At 69.1% G+C, this 16,251-nt stretch carries 12 protein-coding genes; 8 read left to right on the top strand and 4 right to left on the bottom strand.

Going from position 1 to position 16,251, the window contains the following annotated elements:
• Window positions 1-752: 752 nt before the first annotated feature.
• Entirely contained in the window at window positions 753-2,213 is a 1,461-nt protein-coding gene (locus J0P97_RS00265; RefSeq protein WP_215485772.1) for a sugar porter family MFS transporter, read from the top strand.
• Here the strand turns inward: J0P97_RS00265 and J0P97_RS00260 are convergent.
• Window positions 2,210-2,680, bottom strand: coding sequence for a response regulator (locus J0P97_RS00260; RefSeq protein WP_215485771.1), 471 nt, complete (start codon window positions 2,678-2,680; stop codon window positions 2,210-2,212). The two genes, J0P97_RS00265 and J0P97_RS00260, sit on opposite strands and share 4 nt — an antisense overlap.
• 116 nt (window positions 2,681-2,796) lie before the next feature.
• Here J0P97_RS00260 and J0P97_RS00255 point away from each other — a divergent pair, with 116 nt between their 5' ends.
• From J0P97_RS00255 to J0P97_RS00225, 7 genes are all read left to right on the top strand, one after another.
• Window positions 2,797-4,947: a bifunctional lysylphosphatidylglycerol flippase/synthetase MprF gene (locus J0P97_RS00255; protein ID WP_215485770.1), complete on the top strand. Its 2,151-nt coding sequence runs from the start codon at window positions 2,797-2,799 to the stop codon at window positions 4,945-4,947.
• Between the two features lie 71 nt (window positions 4,948-5,018).
• Window positions 5,019-6,746, top strand: coding sequence for an ABC transporter ATP-binding protein (locus J0P97_RS00250; RefSeq protein ID WP_215485769.1), 1,728 nt, complete (start codon window positions 5,019-5,021; stop codon window positions 6,744-6,746).
• Window positions 6,743-8,761, top strand: a complete 2,019-nt coding sequence (locus J0P97_RS00245; protein ID WP_215485768.1) for an ABC transporter ATP-binding protein — start codon at window positions 6,743-6,745, stop codon at window positions 8,759-8,761. The genes J0P97_RS00250 and J0P97_RS00245 overlap by 4 nt, the downstream gene beginning before the upstream one ends.
• Entirely contained in the window at window positions 8,758-9,579 is an 822-nt protein-coding gene (locus J0P97_RS00240; RefSeq protein WP_215485767.1) for a sulfite exporter TauE/SafE family protein, read from the top strand. Before J0P97_RS00245 ends, J0P97_RS00240 begins: the two co-directional genes overlap by 4 nt.
• Before the next feature lie 28 nt (window positions 9,580-9,607).
• Window positions 9,608-10,057, top strand: coding sequence for an FAS1-like dehydratase domain-containing protein (locus J0P97_RS00235; RefSeq protein WP_215485766.1), 450 nt, complete (start codon window positions 9,608-9,610; stop codon window positions 10,055-10,057).
• Window positions 10,054-10,494 (top strand): MaoC/PaaZ C-terminal domain-containing protein, encoded by a 441-nt coding sequence (locus tag J0P97_RS00230; RefSeq protein WP_215485765.1) that lies wholly within the window; start codon window positions 10,054-10,056, stop codon window positions 10,492-10,494. Before J0P97_RS00235 ends, J0P97_RS00230 begins: the two co-directional genes overlap by 4 nt.
• Before the next feature lies 1 nt (window position 10,495).
• Window positions 10,496-11,641: a UDP-N-acetylmuramate dehydrogenase gene (locus J0P97_RS00225; protein ID WP_215485764.1), complete on the top strand. Its 1,146-nt coding sequence runs from the start codon at window positions 10,496-10,498 to the stop codon at window positions 11,639-11,641.
• A gap of 155 nt (window positions 11,642-11,796) precedes the next feature.
• On the opposite strand, the gene J0P97_RS00220 is transcribed toward J0P97_RS00225, so the two are convergent.
• From J0P97_RS00220 to J0P97_RS00210, 3 genes are all read right to left on the bottom strand, one after another.
• A complete protein-coding gene (locus J0P97_RS00220; RefSeq protein WP_308163288.1) occupies window positions 11,797-13,014 on the bottom strand; it encodes a pyridoxal phosphate-dependent aminotransferase in 1,218 nt (405 codons plus the stop codon).
• Between the two features lie 64 nt (window positions 13,015-13,078).
• The gene (locus J0P97_RS00215; RefSeq protein ID WP_308163286.1) at window positions 13,079-14,350 is read right to left on the bottom strand and encodes an alpha/beta hydrolase; all 1,272 of its coding nucleotides are present in this window, start codon (window positions 14,348-14,350) and stop codon (window positions 13,079-13,081) included.
• Between the two features lie 140 nt (window positions 14,351-14,490).
• On the bottom strand, window positions 14,491-16,221 hold the full coding sequence (locus J0P97_RS00210; protein WP_215485762.1) for an alkaline phosphatase family protein: 1,731 nt from the start codon (window positions 16,219-16,221) through the stop codon (window positions 14,491-14,493).
• Between the last annotated feature and the right edge of the window lie 30 nt (window positions 16,222-16,251).

Raw genomic sequence — 16,251 nt, 5'->3', positions numbered from 1 at the left:
CGGCGCGCCGAAGTAGCGAGGCAGCGCACCGTGGTGGGCATGGGTCTGTGGCGCCGTCGTTGGGTTGCAGGTGCCTTCGCGGCAGTGCAAGCCTGCGCCCTGTCTGCTGAGCTCGCCGCATCCAGCCCTCGGCGGGCAACCATCCTCGGTTGGGTGATGGTCCTCGCGGTCTCGTTCGGCGTAACCGGTCTGGTTGTCGACCTAGTGGATCGCCTCAGCAGCAGGCGGTTGCCGAAGCTGATTCTCATCTGCACCCTCGCCGCCGGCTGTGGAGTCGCTGCGATTGTAATGCCGGCTGGCTTCCCAGGGTTCGCGATCTCCGAGCACTCCCCAAACTGCTTGCTGAACAGCGCTCCCCTGCCTCTCCTGCTCCATTTCTCGGCCGGTGTCCTCCTCCTGTTCGCTGCAATACCTTCGAGCCGGGGTATGGCACGGCTAAGCTCCGGCTCTCGGTGGTCCGCTTTTGGTCCGGAATTGAGCCTGTGGGCCGGTTTGACATCCGTGGCGATCGGTACCGATGAGGGTTCGATCGGCCTTAACATGTAGGCACAGCCAGGGTGCAGGTGTGCTCACTCATAATCGTGAGGTCGCGGGTTCAAGCCCCGCTCCCGCTACAGAAACAGCCCCGGAATCACGACGATCTCCGGGGCTTCGTCGTGTTCGTGGATGCGGGCACCCCGCAGCGTGCGTACATCGCCGCGCGAGGTGATGACCTTCGTGGTCGGGCCTTGAGCGTGGGTAGTGTTGCAGCCATGACGGATGTCCCCGCCTCGATCCCCACCGGGTCGTTCACTCTCAAAGGCCCGTACGGGCGCCGAGCGGCCGGATTGTCGGTCGCCGCTGCGGTCGGCGGCTTCCTTTTCGGCTTCGACTCGTCGGTTATCAACGGCGCCGTCGACTCGATCGCCGGGCATTTCGAATTGAGCGAAATCGTCACGGGCTTCGTTGTTGCGGTGGCACTGCTCGGCTGCGCGGTCGGTGCGATCGTCGCGGGCAACCTGTCAGACCGGTGGGGGCGCCTGCGGGTCATGTTCCTCGGCGCGGTCATGTTCTTCGTCAGCTCGATCGGCTCGACCCTGACCTTCAGCGTGCCGGACCTCATTCTGTGGCGCGTGATCGGCGGCATCGGCATCGGGATCGCATCCGTCGTCGCACCCGCCTACATCGCCGAGATCGCTCCACGGCAGATCCGCGGCGGACTCGCTTCACTGCAGCAGCTCGCGATAACGCTCGGCATCTTCACCGCCCTCCTCAGCGACGCGCTTCTGGCGTGGGCGGCCGGCAGTGCCTCCAGCCCCCTGTGGCTCGGGTTGGAAGCGTGGCGCTGGATGTTCCTGATCGGCGTGATCCCGGCTGCCGTCTACGGCGTCCTGGCATTCACCGTTCCCGAGTCGCCGAGGTACTTGATCGCCAAGGGTCGCACCGACGAGGCGCGCGAGATCTTCTCGCGACTCGTGCCGCCCGCCGACCTCGACCAGACAGTGAACGAGCTGACGAACGCGATCGAAGAGGACAAGAAGACCCAGGGAGTCTCGCTGCGTGGCCCTGTCTTCGGTCTGCAGGCCATCGTCTGGGTCGGCATCATCCTGTCGATGTTCCAGCAGTTCGTCGGCATCAACGTGATCTTCTACTACTCGACGACCCTGTGGCAGTCGGTCGGATTCCCCGAGAGCGCGTCACTCAGCATCAGCGTTGTCACGAGCATCACGAACGTGATGGTCACTGTCATCGCGATCCTCCTCGTCGATCGCATCGGTCGGAAGCCGATTCTCCTCACCGGATCGGTGATGATGGCGCTGTCTCTCGGCCTCATGGCGATCTCGTTCATGTTCTCGACCACGGATGCCGAGGGCGCCGTCACGCTCGGCGCACCCTGGGGCCCCATCGCGCTCGTGGCGGCGAACATCTTCGTCATCGGCTTCGGAGCATCGTGGGGCCCGTTGGTCTGGGTGCTGCTGGGCGAGATCTTCCCGAGCCGCATCCGCGGCAAGGCGCTCGGTGTCGCAGCCGGCGCCCAGTGGATCGCGAACTTCCTCATCACGGTGAGCTTCCCTGCGATGTCCGCCTGGTCTCTCCCTCTCACCTACGGCATGTACGCCGTGTTCGCCGCGCTCTCCTTCTTCTACGTGCTGTTCAAGATTCCCGAAACCAAGGGAATGGAGCTCGAGAAGACCGAGACGCTGTTCATCAGCCCAGCCAAGCGGCGGCCCTAGGGGCGATCAGCTCCGGGGTGTTCGGCGCCCGGGTCGCGATCCTCGCTGACCGCCACCCGCCGCGGTGCCCAGTCGGCGGATGCCGAGACCTCGCCGCGGTGGACCGCGCGCACGGCCTCGACGATGGCGCGGGGCGACTCGCTCTTGCGGATCATCCCGGCGGCGCCGGCCCTGGCGGCATCCCGCACCAGCGCGGGCCGGTCCCCCGAGGTGTAGGCGAGGACGCGGGCGTTCGTCCCCGCGAGCGAGGCGAGGTTCGTGGCGGGGCTCGATCCATCCGCCAGCACGAGATCCAGGAGCACGACGTCCAGGGTGGGCGCGTCGCGGAGGAGGTGGTGCACCGTCGACCCGGTGGCGACGACGCGGAGGTCGCGCTGCGCGTTCAGGAACGCCGCGGTCCCGATCACGATGGCGGGATGATCGTCGACGATTCCGATCCGTGTGAGCTGTGGCCCCCCTGACTGCACGCGTGGATTGTCTCACGCGTCGATCGGCGGTCCGCACCGCGATCGCGCCGAGGGGTTCGTGCGCCCCCGTGCTCTGCGCCGCTATCGTCGGAGATACCCGTCGACGAGGAGCGAGCATGAACGACACCGGGGCACTCCGATCCGCCGATGCCGCGGACGGCGCAGACGGCGCAGAGCACGCCGTCCGGAACACGCGCAGCGCGCGCTCGCTCCGCTTCGTCCGGGCGGTCCTGTCCCGCGTTCCCGCGACGTGGCTGCTCATCGGCGTGCTGCTGGGCGCCGGCCTCATCACGGGAGCGCTCTGGCGGCCGGTCGCGGGGCACCCCCTGTACGAGCACATCGCGTACGGTCTGCCCTCGTTCGAGCGCGGCCGGTGGTGGACGCCCCTGACCGGGACCTTCCTCCTCGACACCCCGTGGGCCTACCCGATCATCATCCTGGGCTTCTGGGGCATGGCCTACCTGGAGTGGAAGCGCGGCACGCGCATCGCCCTGAGCTACTTCTTCGGCGGCCAGTTCTTCGCCATCCTCGGGGCGGCGTTCCTTCTCTGGGCCGCGACGAGCCTCGCGCCCGATTGGGCGTGGGCGGCGAAGGAGGCGGCGTCGGTGGACGTGGGCCCGAGCGGCGGACTCTTCGCCTGCATCGCGGCCGCGATCAGCGTGATGCCCTCGCCGTGGCGCCTGCGCGGCTGGCTCGTGATTCTCGCCTTCGTCGTCGTGAACATGATGTTCTGGGGGTCGATCGACGACCTCGAACACCTTCTCGCCGTGCTGCTGGTCCTCTCGATCGACCGCTCGCTGCGCCCGCAGCGCTCGACCGTGCGCGAGCAACGGCTCATCGTGTTCGTCGGCACCCTGATGCTCGGCGCGCTGACGATCGTCACGCAGATCGTCCCGACCTACGGCCCGTTCGGCGCGACGGTCGTCGACGAGGCGGATGCTCCGTGGATCACGACGCTCGTCAGCGCCGTGGCCATGCTGCTGGTGGCCAACGGGCTGCGCCGCGGCCGCCGCTGGGCGTGGGTCGTGAGCATCGTCGTCGCCTCGCTCAACCTCTTCGTCGCACTGCTCGTCCTCCTCTTCCTCGCCGTCCTGGGCTGGAGCGAGGTCGACGATGTGGCGAACGACGGATCGGTGGGCCTCCTGCTCGCCACGGGCGTCATCTGGGCCATCTACCTCACCTACCTCCTCATCGTCCGCGGCGCCTTCCGCGCGCGCCCGCGGCATCCTCTCGGCGGATCGCAGCCGAGCGTCGACGACGTGAAGGCGCTCCTGCGCGCGGGCGGGGGCGGCACGCTCTCCTGGATGGCGACGTGGGACGGCAACGACTACCTGCGCACGACGACGGGCGTCGTCGCCTACCAGCGTCATGCGGGGGTCGCCCTGGCGCTCTCCGACCCGCTCGGACCCCCCGAGGGTCGGGCGCAGTCGGTCATCGAGTTCGTCGACGCCGCTCAGCACGCCGGCCTCGTCCCCGCCTTCTTCAGCGCGGGCGACGCAGCGCGCGCCGCGCTCCCCGAGGGGTGGCGGAGCCTCGTCGTCGCGGACGACTCGATCGTCGATCTCGAGGGGCTGCAGTTCACGGGCAAGCGGTGGAACAACGTCCGCACCGCGATCAACAAGGCCGCGCGCGAAGGCGTCACGTTCCGCATGACGCACCTCAAGGACGAGACCTGGGGCGTTCAGGCCCAGGTCCGCGCGATCTCGGAGATGTGGGTGGGAGACAAGGGGCTGCCCGAGATGGGCTTCACTCTCGGGTCGCTCACCGAGGCCGCAGACCCCGAGGTCCGCATGGCGCTGGCCATCTCGCCCGACGGCGACGTCGACGGGTTCCTCTCGTGGCTGCCGGTGTATGCCGCCGACGGTCGGATCGACGGCTGGACGCTCGATCTCATGCGGCGCCGCGAGGGCGGGTTCGGGTCGGTGATGGAGTTCCTCATCGGATCCTCCGCCCGGCAGTTCTCCGACGAGGGCGCTCGTGTCCTTTCGCTCTCCGGCGCCCCGCTCGCGCACGACTATCCGGAGGACGCCGGGGTGATCGCGGCGCTCGCCGATCGCCTCGGCACCGCGCTCGAGCCCGTCTACGGCTTCGCGTCCCTGCACCGCTTCAAGGAGAAGTTCAACCCGCGGTACGAGACGATGTACCTCCTCTACCGCGACGAGGCGGATCTCGCGCGGATCGCCGCCGCCCTCACGCGCGCCTTCCTGCCGGATGCCACGCTGCGCCAGTTCGCGGGTGCGGGGCTGGAGCTGGTCTCAGGCCGCTGACCCGGCCGGGCGATGTCGGAGCACGGCGCTACCATTGACCGTTCCCATCCGACACTCTCCGGAGAACGCCCATGCTCGGAAAGATCCTCGTCCGCTATCTGCGGGCCTACCCCTGGTGGCTGATCGGGGTGCTGGTCTTCCAGTTCGCCTCCGCGATGGCATCCCTCTATCTTCCGCGCCTGAATGCGGACATCATCGACCACGGCGTCGCGACCGGCGACACCGCGTACATCTGGTCGCGCGGCGTGTTCATGCTCGCGATCGCCCTCGGCCAGATCGTCGCCTCCGTCATCGCCACCTACTTCGCCGCCCGCGCGGCCATGAGCGTCGGCCGCGACATCCGTCGGGACGTCTACGAGAAGGTGAGCGGATTCTCCGAGCGGGAGGTCTCCTCCTTCGGCGCAGGGACCCTCATCACACGCAACACCAATGACGTCCAGCAGGTGCAGATGCTCGCGATGATGGGCGCCACGATGCTCGTCACCGCGCCCCTCCTCGCCGTCGGCGGCATCATCATGGCGCTGCAGCAGGACGTGGGCCTCAGCTGGCTCATCGCGGTCGCCGTGCCCGTGCTCCTCGTCGTCGCCGGCGCGATCATCAGCCGGATGGTGCCCCTGTTCCGCCAGTACCAGGGCAAGCTCGACGGCGTGAACCGCGTCATGCGCGAGCAGCTGACCGGGGTGCGGGTCGTCCGGGCGTTCGTCCGCGAACGGATCGAGGAGGCGCGCTTCCGCGTCGCCAACACCGACATCATGATCGTGGGCCGCAAGGTCGGGTCGCTCTTCGTCCTGATGTTCCCGCTCGCGATGCTCGTGCTCAACGTGACCGTCGTCGGCGTGATCTGGTTCGGTGGCATCCAGGTGGACGCCGGCGGTGTGCAGATCGGCACGCTCTTCGCGTTCATGCAGTACGTCGGTCAGATCCTCATGGGCGTTCTGATGGCGACGTTCATGACGATCATGATCCCGCGCGCCGCCGTCTCCGCCGACCGCATCGGCGAGGTGCTCGAGTCGACGGACGCGCTCGCGCGCCCCGCCGACCCCGTGACGACGTTCCCCGAGCGCGGCGTCGTCGCCTTCGACGACGTGTCGTTCACCTACCCGGGTGCGGAGGCCCCGGTCCTCGAGGGGATCTCCTTCCGCGCCGAGGCGGGGGAGACCGTCGCGATCGTCGGATCGACAGGCTCGGGCAAGACGACCCTCGTCTCCCTGATCCCGCGCCTGTTCGACGTGACCGCGGGGACGGTGCGCGTCGGCGGCGTCGACGTCCGCGATGCCGACCTCGATGTCATGTGGACGGGCATCGGGTTCGTCCCGCAGAAGGCGTTCCTGTTCACGGGCACGGTGGCATCCAACCTGCGCTTCGGCCGTGAGGATGCGACGGACGAGGAGCTCTGGGACGCGCTGCGGATCGCCCAGGGGGCGGACTTCGTCGCTGAGATGCCCGACGGGCTCGGATCGCGCATCGCTCAGGGCGGGACGAATGTGTCGGGCGGGCAGCGTCAGCGTCTGTCGATCGCCCGCGCCATCACCCATCGGCCCGACATCCTCGTCTTCGACGACTCCTTCTCGGCCCTCGACGTCACCACGGACGCGCGCCTCCGCCAGGCGCTGTGGCGCGAGTTGCCGGAGGTCACCAAGATCGTCGTCGCTCAGCGGATCTCCACGATCACCGAGGCCGACCGCATCCTCGTCCTGGACGGCGGTCGCATCGTCGGCTCCGGGACGCACGAGGAGCTGCTCGCCACCAACGAGACCTACCGCGAGATCGTCGAGTCCCAGCTGGGGGTGGACGCATGAGCGCGCCGGACACCGCCGCCCTCTCCGAGGAGGAGCGGTACGAGCTCGAGCTCGCCGAGCAGGCCCGTCTCGAGTCGGGCTCCTGGGACTCGGTCGCCCCCGGTAAGGCCGCGAACTTCCGGGAGAGCTTCTTCCGCATGATCGGGCTCCTGGGCCCGTACAAGTGGTGGTTCGCGTTCGTCTCCGTCCTCGGCGCCATCGGCGTCATCCTCGCCGTCATCGCTCCGAAGATCCTCGGCGAGGCGACGAACGTCATCTTCGAGGGCGTGGTCTCGGCTGCGCTCGGCGATCAGTTCCCGGCCGGCACGTCGCAGGACCAGGTCGTCGAGGCGCTGCGAGCGGCCGGTCAGGGAGACGTCGCGAACATCGTCGCGGCGATGCAGGACTTCCGTGTGGGAGCGGGTGTCGACTTCGAGCGCTTGAAGTGGGTTCTCGTCTCGGTGCTGGTGATCTACGTCGTGTCGGCGGTGCTCACCTGGCTCCAGGGGTACGTCATCAACGTGATCATGGTCCGCTCGATGTGGCGCCTGCGCGAGCAGGTCGAGGCGAAGATCAACCGTCTCCCGCTGGCCTACTTCGACCGCGTGCAGCGCGGCGAGCTCATCTCCCGCGTGACGAACGACATCGACAACATCACCCAGACGATGCAGCAATCGCTCTCGACCGCGGTCACGAACATCCTCACCGTCGTCGGCGTCCTCGTCATGATGTTCTCCATCTCGTGGCAGCTCGCGATCGTCGCCCTCGTCGCGCTGCCGCTCATGGCGGTCGTCTTCGGCGTCATCGGCCCCAAGTCGCAGAAGGCGTTCACCGCGCAGTGGAGCAAGGTCGGTCGCCTCAATGCCCGCGTCGAGGAGTCCTTCTCCGGCCATGCCCTCGTCCGCGTCTACGGTCGCGAGCAGGACTCGAGGGAGAAGTTCCAGGTCGAGAACGAGGAGCTCTACCAGGCCGCGTTCAAGGCCCAGTTCCTCTCCGGGCTCATGATGCCCGCCATGATGTTCATCGGCTCGCTGAGCTACGTGGGCATCGCCGTGCTCGGCGGCCTGATGGTCGCGTCGGGCCAGCTGCGCCTCGGCGACGTCCAGGCGTTCATCCAGTACTCGCAGCAGTTCACGCAGCCGCTGTCCGAGCTCGGCGGCATGGCCGCCGTGGTGCAGTCCGGCACCGCCTCCGCCGAGCGTGTCTTCCAGCTGCTGGACGAGGAGGAGCAGACGCCGGATGCCGAGGGCGGTCCCGCCGTCGTCGACGGGCCCGGGGTGATCGAGTTCGAGCACGTCGCGTTCAGCTACGCCCCCGACAAGCCGCTCATCCGTGACCTCTCCTTCCGCGTCGAGCCCGGTCAGACCGTTGCGATCGTCGGACCGACGGGCGCGGGCAAGACGACGCTCGTCAACCTCCTGATGCGGTTCTACGAGCTCGACGGCGGTCGCATCCTCCTGGATGGCCAGGACATCGCCGCCCTCACCCGTGACGACGTCCGCTCGCGCACCGGCATGGTGCTGCAGGACCCGTGGCTGTTCGCCGGGTCGATCCGCGAGAACATCCGCTACGGCAACGAGGACGCCGGCGACGAGCAGATCGTCGAGGCTGCCGTCGCGACGCGTGTCGACCGATTCGTGCACACCCTGCCCGACGGCTATGACACCGTGCTCGACGAGGACGCCGCGAACGTGTCCGCGGGCGAGAAGCAGCTGATCACGATCGCGCGCGCATTCGTGGCATCCCCGAGCGTGCTGATCCTCGACGAGGCGACCAGCTCGGTCGACACGCGGACGGAGCTCCTGCTCCAGCACGCCATGTCGGCGCTGCGCGAAGGGCGCACGTCGTTCGTGATCGCGCACCGCCTCTCGACGATCCGCGACGCCGACCTCATCCTCGTGATGGAGCACGGCGACATCGTGGAGAAGGGCAGCCACGACGAGCTCATCGCCGCCCAAGGTGCATACTGGCGGCTGTACCGATCGCAGTTCGAGCGGGCGACTCAGGACGCCGAAGGAGAAGACGACCACCGATGAATGCACCCGTGGACGCCCGACCGCGAGACCTCCGATTCGTGCTCTCCTGCCTCGGGATCGGCCTGGCGGCAGGACTCCTGTCGGGCCTGTTCGGCGTCGGCGGCGGCACCGTGATCGTGCCGATGCTGGTGCTGCTCCTCGCATTCGGGCAGAAGTTCGCGTCAGGCACGTCGCTCGCTGCGATCGTCCCGACCGCCGCCGTCGGTGTGATCTCCTACGCGGTGCACGACTCCGTCGCGTGGATCCCCGGCGTGATCCTCGCCCTCGGCGCGGTGGTCGGCGCCCAGATCGGCACCTGGCTGCTGCAGAAGCTCCCCGTCGCGGTCATCCGTTGGGGGTTCATCGCCTTTCTCGCGATCGTGGTCGTGATGCTCTTCATCGTGATCCCCTCCCGCGACTCCGAGCTCGAGGTGACCTGGCTCACCGGTGCGGGGCTGGTGGCGGTGGGCCTCGTCACCGGCATCCTCTCGGGACTGCTCGGCGTGGGCGGCGGGGTCGTCGTCGTCCCGGCGCTGATCCTGCTCTTCGGCACGAGCGACCTGATCGCCAAGGGCACCTCGCTGCTCATGATGATCCCGACCGCCGTCTCCGGCACGATCGGCAACATCCGACGGTCCAACGTCGATCTCGCCGCGGCGGCGCTGATCGGGGTCGCCGCCTGCACGACGACGGCGCTCGGCGCCTGGATCGCGACCCTCCTGGACCCGCTCGTCGCCAACATCCTGTTCGCGCTCTTCCTCGTGTTCATCGCGGCCCAGATGGCCGTACGCGCTGTGCGCGCGGGGCGCGCCAGCCGCGCGGAGCGCACCGGCCGGTGACCCGAGCCCGCGACGGTAGGATCGAGGGGTGTCTGTGAACCCCGAGCTGGTCGGCCGCTCCTTCCCGCCGACGCCGCCCTACCTCGTCGGCCGCGAGAAGGTGCGCGAGTTCGCGCGCGCCGTCTTCGCGACCGATCCGCAGCACGACGATCCCGCGGCAGCCCAGGCCCTGGGCTTCGCGGACGTCGTCGCTCCGCCGACGTTCGCGATGGTCGTCCAGGACCTGACGCTGCAGCAGCTCCTCGCCGAGCCCGACTCGGGCATCGCCCTCGAGCAGACCGTCCACGCCGAGCAGCGCTTCCACTACTCCCGCCCGATCGTGGCCGGCGACGAGCTCGTGGGCGAGCTGCGCGTGACGAGGGTCCGGCCGTTCGGCAAGGGCGCGATGGTCACGAGCGAGACCGAGATCACGGATGCCGCGGGGGCTCATGTCGTCACAGCGAGCTCCGTACTGCTGATCGGAGGTGAGGTCGCATGACCGGTTCGACGAGTTCCGGGGCCCTGACGTCGGCATCCCTCACCGTCGGCGATGTCGTCGCCGACCGGACGGTCCCTCTCACCCGCGAGTCTCTCGTCCGCTATGCCGGAGCGTCGGGCGACTTCAATCCGATCCACTACCGTGACGACGTCGCCGCTGCCGTCGGGCTGCCCGGCGTTCTCGCACACGGCATGCTGACGATGGGCATCGCGGTGGAGTCGATCGTTCCCTGGCTAGGCGATTCCGGCCGCATCCTCGAGTACGGGGTGCGCTTCACCCGCCCCGTCGTCGTCGACGCCGAGGGCGGAGCGGAGCTCCAGGTCGTCGCCACGATCGGCGCTGTCTCCGAGGCCGAGGCGCGCGTCGACCTCACCGTCACCGCGGCCGGGGTCACCGTGCTCGGCAAGGCCCAGGTCCGCGTCCGCCTGGACGGCTGACGTGCCCGAGATCGCCCCCGTTCCCCTCGCCGGACTCACCACGCTCCGCGTCGGCGGAACCCCGGCGCGCATGATCGAGGCACGCACGCGCGACGAGCTCGTCACCGCGCTCCGAGAGGTCTGGGCCACGGGGGAGGCCTGGCTGGTCGTCGGCGGCGGCTCGAATCTGCTCGCCGGAGACGAGAGCTTCGACGGCACCGTCATCCTCGTGCGCACGAGCGGCATCGAGCGTCTCCCCTCTCCGCGTGAGGGCCACACCCGCGTGCGCGTGGAAGCCGGCCACGACTGGGACGCCCTCGTCGCCTACGCGGTGGACGAGGGACTCTCCGGGATCGTCGCGATGTCCGGCATCCCCGGCACCGTCGGTGCGTCGCCCGTTCAGAACATCGGGGCGTACGGGCAGGAGATCGTCGAGACGCTCGTCGAGGTCGACCTGATCGACGAAGCCACCGGCGAGGTCTCCACCGTCCCGGCGGACGAGCTCGCGCTCGGCTTCCGCACCTCCGTCTTGAAGAACCACTACGGCTCGGTCGCCGCGCGCTCCGCGGTCGTCCTCTCGGTGACCCTCGAGCTGCGAGAGGTCGGACACGGCGAATACACCCTGTCCGGCGCTCAGCTCCGGCAGGCGCTGGGCGTCGCGGAGGGCGAGGGGGTGACCCTTCGCCGCGTGCGCGACACGGTCCTTCAGACCCGCGCCCGCAAGGGCATGGTGCTCGACGACCCCGATCCCGACACCCACAGCGCCGGGTCGTTCTTCCAGAACGCGATCGTTTCGGCATCCTTCGCGCGTACGCTGCCGCCGGAGTGCCCGCGCTGGCCCCTGCCGCAACACGACGCCCCCGAGCCCGCCGACCTCGTCATCCCGCTCGCCGCCTACGACGGGTTCGTGCCGGCGCCGGTGTCCGTCCAGCCGGACGTGAAGGTCAGCGCCGCCTGGCTCATCGAGCATGCGGGCCTCGGCAAGGGCTTCCGCCTGCCGCGCTCACGGGCGGGATTGTCGACCAAGCACGCCCTCGCCCTCACCAACCGGGGCGGCGCGACCGCGGAGGAGATCGCCGAGCTCGCGCGCTACATCCAGCAGCGGGTGCAGGCGGAGTTCGGACTCATCCTGCAGCCCGAGCCGGTGGTGTTCGGCGTCGAGATCTGACGCCGGCGCGACGCCGGGCCGTACCAGAATCGGAAAGTCGCAACAGGATCGGATGCCACGGTCGCCGCTTTCCGATCCTGGTGCGATTCTCCGATTCCGCCGCGCGCGCCGCGGGTGCCACGTTCGCCGCGGGTGCCGCGTCCGGCGCGGCCCGCTCAGGCGAACAGGCGCTGCAGACGCTGCACGCCCTCGAGGAGCTGGTCGTCGCCCAGCGCGTACGAGAGGCGCAGATAGCCCGAGGGCCCGAACGCCTCACCCGGGACGATGGCCACCTCGGCCTCGTCGAGGATCAGATCGGCGAGCTCGAGCGAGGTCGTGACGGTGCGACCTGCCCACTCGCGGCCCAGGAGGCCACGTACGTCGGGGTAGACGTAGAACGCGCCCAACGGGTTCGGCACGGTGACCCCGGGGATCGCGGCCAGCCCGGCGACGATGAGCTTGCGTCGCCGGTCGAAGGCCTGACGCATCTGCTCGGCCTCGGTCTGCGGGCCGGTGAGAGCGGCAAGGGCCGCGCGCTGGGCGATGTTGTTGACGTTCGAGGAGAGGTGGGACTGCAGGTTGCCGGCGACCTTGATCGCGTTCGCGGGCCCCACCATCCAGCCGACACGCCATCCGGTCATGGCGTACGTCTTCGCGACGCCGTTGACGAGGATGGCCTGGTCGGCCAGCTCCGGAACGGCCTCCACGATCGAGACGGCGCGGACGCCCTCGTAGACGAGGTTCTGGTAGATCTCGTCGCTGATGACCCAGATGCCGTGCTCGAGGGCCCACTGCCCGATGGCCTTCGTCTCCTCGGGCGTGTAGACCGAGCCGGTCGGGTTCGACGGCGAGACGAAGACGAGCACGGTGGTCCGCTCCGTGCGGGCGGCCTCGAGCTGCTCGACGGTCACCTTGTAGTCCTGGTCGGCGCCCGCGAAGACCTCGACCGGGATGCCGTCGGCCAGCGCGATCGCCTCGGGGTACGTGGTCCAGTACGGCGCGGGCAGGAGGACCTCGTCGCCCGGGTTCACGACCGCCTGGAACGCCTGGTAGACGGCCTGCTTGCCGCCGTTGGTCACGATGACCTGATTCGGGGAGACCTCGAGGCCGGAGTCGCGCAGCGTCTTCGCCGCGACCGCCTCTCGGAGCGCGGGGAGGCCGGCGGCGGGGGTGTAGCGGAAGTTCGCGGGGTCGTGCAGCGCTTCGGCGGCGGCCTCGACGATGAACGCGGGCGTCGCGAAGTCGGGCTCGCCGGCGGCGTAGGAGATGACGGGCTTGCCCTCGGCCTTGAGCGCCTTCGCCTTCGCGTCGACCTTGAGGGTCGCGGACTCGGCGATGGCACTGAGCTTCGTGGAGAGCAGGGGCTTACGGGGCTGCGGAGCGCGTTCGGTCACACCGGACAGCGTAGCCCGAGCCGCCCGTACGCGAGCGGCGACGCGTGGCGGGCCCCCGAGCCGGCTAAGGCGCGGTGAGTCCGAGGGCCGGGAACATCTTCCCGACGGTGATCTGCATCCCCACCGTGACCGCGTCTCCGACATGCCCGGCGCCGGGGATGACGTCATAGCTGACCGTCATGCCGGCCTCACGGGCCGCCGCCGAGACCATCTCCGCCGCGGCCATGTAGGCGGGGTCGCCGCCGCCGGCGGTGAATGCGGCGGTCATCCCGGAGTATTCGCCGGGATGTGCGGCGAGGATCGCGACGGGTTTGGATGCCTCGAACGCAGCCTGATCGCCGTTGTAGACGTCGGCGATCACGGCGTCGATCTCCTCGGACCCCGGGAACGGCTCGCCGGAGACGTCCATCACGTTCTTCCACATGTCGGGGTGCTTCGCGGCGAGGGTGATGGCGCAGCTGCCCCCGTTGGAGTACCCGCCGATCGCCCAGTACCGCGCATCGTCGATGATGTGCAGGTTCGCCTTCATCCACGAGACCACGTCCTTCGTGATGTAGGTCATCGCATTTCCGTACGCCTTCGAATCGGCGCAGGCGGTATCGACGTCAGCGGTGCCGACCTGGTCCGCGACGACGGCGATGGGGGCCAGGCCGCGGTTCTTCGCGGCGTACTCATCCAGGGCCTTGCCGATGTAGGACGCGTCGGGATTGCCGGGCTGGCCCATCATGAAGAGGATCACCGGCAGTGCGGGCGGGTTGTCGACGAGCGCCGCCGGGGGCAGGTAGATGCCGGCGGGACGCGCGTCGAAACCCGAGATGGTCGCGGGGATGACCCGTGACCCGATCGTGCCGGTCGCCGGCATCCCGGGCGGCGGCGTCCACGTCTCGTAGAGCGGCTGCTTCGGGGCGGGCGCTGCTGTGCCGTCGGTGTGGGGGAGAGGGGTGTTCTCATCGGGCTCGATCCCGAAGATGCTGCCGAGCGTGGGGTTGATGCCGAACTGCGCGTTCACGAGGATCGCTCCGGTCGCCGCGAAGACCACGACGCCGAGCACGGCGAGGATCTTCCGCCACCACCCCGGCGCCCACAGGGAGGCGACGGCGACGCCGACGGCGGCGAAGGCGGCAATGGAGGTGAAGAGGACGAACGTGGGCAGGCGCATGCCGAAGGCATCCGTCTCATCCGCGACGAGGACGGCGGAGGCCGCGATCGCCGCGCCGGCGAGCGCGGCGATGACGGTCCCGATCACCTGCCTTCCGGACCACCTGCGGGCGACGAGGCAGACGAGGATGACGGCCGACAGCGCGAGGAGGATCCACGGCACCGGGCCGTCGATCACGGGGATGGCGAGGATCGCGTTCGTGGCGCACGCTCCGGCGGAGAAGGGCCCGACCGGTCGCGGGCGTCGGGGTCAGTGTAGATGAGTTGTCCAAGCGTTCGCGGGGACGCTCGACGGGCTCCGCAGGGAGCTCCCCAGCCTCACACCGCGTCGTCGCGGGTGCCGAACAGTCCCTTGCCGTGGCGCGTGAGTGCCTCGTAGGCCTCGCCGTACGTCTTCGGAAGCGGAGCCCCCGGATCGAACTCGGACATCAGGAGGCCCAGCAGGCCGCGGGCGGGCGAGGTCAGCGGCCGACGCTTGTGGGTGGGGGTGGTGTGCTCCGCGACGGATTCGGGGTTCGGAGGCTTCCACAGCGACGACGGCTTCGGCCAGGTGTAGGGCTGGCGCGGTGTCGCGGTGTTGATCGCGTTGTAGATGGGATTCGCCCCGGCATCCCGCGCGTTCAGCGGCTTCAGACCGTGCTGACGGCACAGGGTGTTGATGACGGCGCCGTGGTGCATCTCATCGTGGATGACGGTGCCCGACGCCGTGTACGCGCTGACGACGATCGCGGGGACTCGAACGCCCAGGCGATCGAACGCGAACCCCATCTCGCCCTCGTCGCCGGTCGTCGGCGGGGTCGCCGTCGGCGGGATGACATGGTCGTAGGTGCCGCCGTGCTCGTCGAAGGTGACGACCAGCGCCGTGTTCATCGCGTTCGACCCCTTCGCGCTCGTGCTCACGCGGATCGCGTCGTAGACGTCCTGCAGCAGCTTGTCTCCGGCGCGCACATCGGAGTGGGCGCTGTTGTCGAGCTGCAGTCTCGTCCCGTTGTCGAGCTCGATCTCGCCGTCGCGCAGCTCGCCCCAGGGCGGGTGCATGTCGTTGTGGTTGAAGATCATCCGCGGTTCGACGAACGCGTAGGCAGGCAGGGTGCCGTTCGCGGCGTCCTCGTAGAACTGCGTCATGTCGCGGAAATGCGTCTTCCAATAGCGGCGCAGGACCGACGCATGCAGCATCCCCGTCATCGAGACGAGCTGGGTCGGGTCGTAATAGACCCGCCACGGGATGCCCGCCTCTTCCAGCCGGTTGAAGATCGTGGGCGCCGCGGGGGCATTGATCCACTTCCCGTAGTCGTCGCCGTTGTGGTTCGTGACGTATCCGTGCGACGTCGACGCGTGGAAGAACGACCGGTTGCAGAACGTCTGCGACGGCACACCCGCGAACCAGTTGTCGTAGACGGCGAACTCCCGCGCCAGGGTCGACAGGACGGGCAGCATGTCGGGGCTGAACCCGCCCATCGCGACGCGGTACTCCTCGGGCGTCGGCTCGCGACGCTTGCCGAGGCGGAAGTTGACGATGTAGTCCTCCACGAACCCGCCGTTCGTCGGCGTCTGCTCGGGCTGCGGGTTGTTGAACGGCGCCGACAGGGGATGCACCCGGAGGTCGGCGTTGGTGAGCGGGTCGATGATGCCGAACAGCTGCGTGTTCACGTGCGGGTAGGTCTCGCCGGGATCGGGCTGCGGCTGCTGCATGATCCGATCCGTCGGTCCCTCGTACACATAGGCCGGAACGGGCGCGCCGTCGGGGCCGAGGTTGGCGTAGGAGCCCTGCGCGAGCCCGTCGAAGTCGGCGGCGGACTTCTCCTGCGCGGTATAGAGGCGGCCGAGCACGTTGTCGAAGCTGCGGTTCTCGAACATGAGCACGACGATGTGGTCGAAGCCGGGAGAGTGCCGCGGCGTCAGAGGAGCGAATTCGGGCGGGTGGACGGTGGCCGCAGTGGTGACCGCGGCCGCGGCCGATCCGCCGATCGCGAGCCCCGCGGCGCCGATGCCGGTGCGACGCAGGAACTCGCGCCGACTCGTCCGGCTGTCCTCGTCCGCCCTGGCCATCGCATCCCCCGTCGCTTCCCGCGGTCTCTG

The organism is Microbacterium flavum (assembly GCF_018717645.1).
Classification (GTDB): Bacteria; Actinomycetota; Actinomycetes; order Actinomycetales; family Microbacteriaceae; genus Microbacterium; species Microbacterium flavum.
The sequence above is the reverse complement of the archived record's forward strand: the minus strand, read 5'-3'. Positions and strand labels throughout refer to the sequence as shown.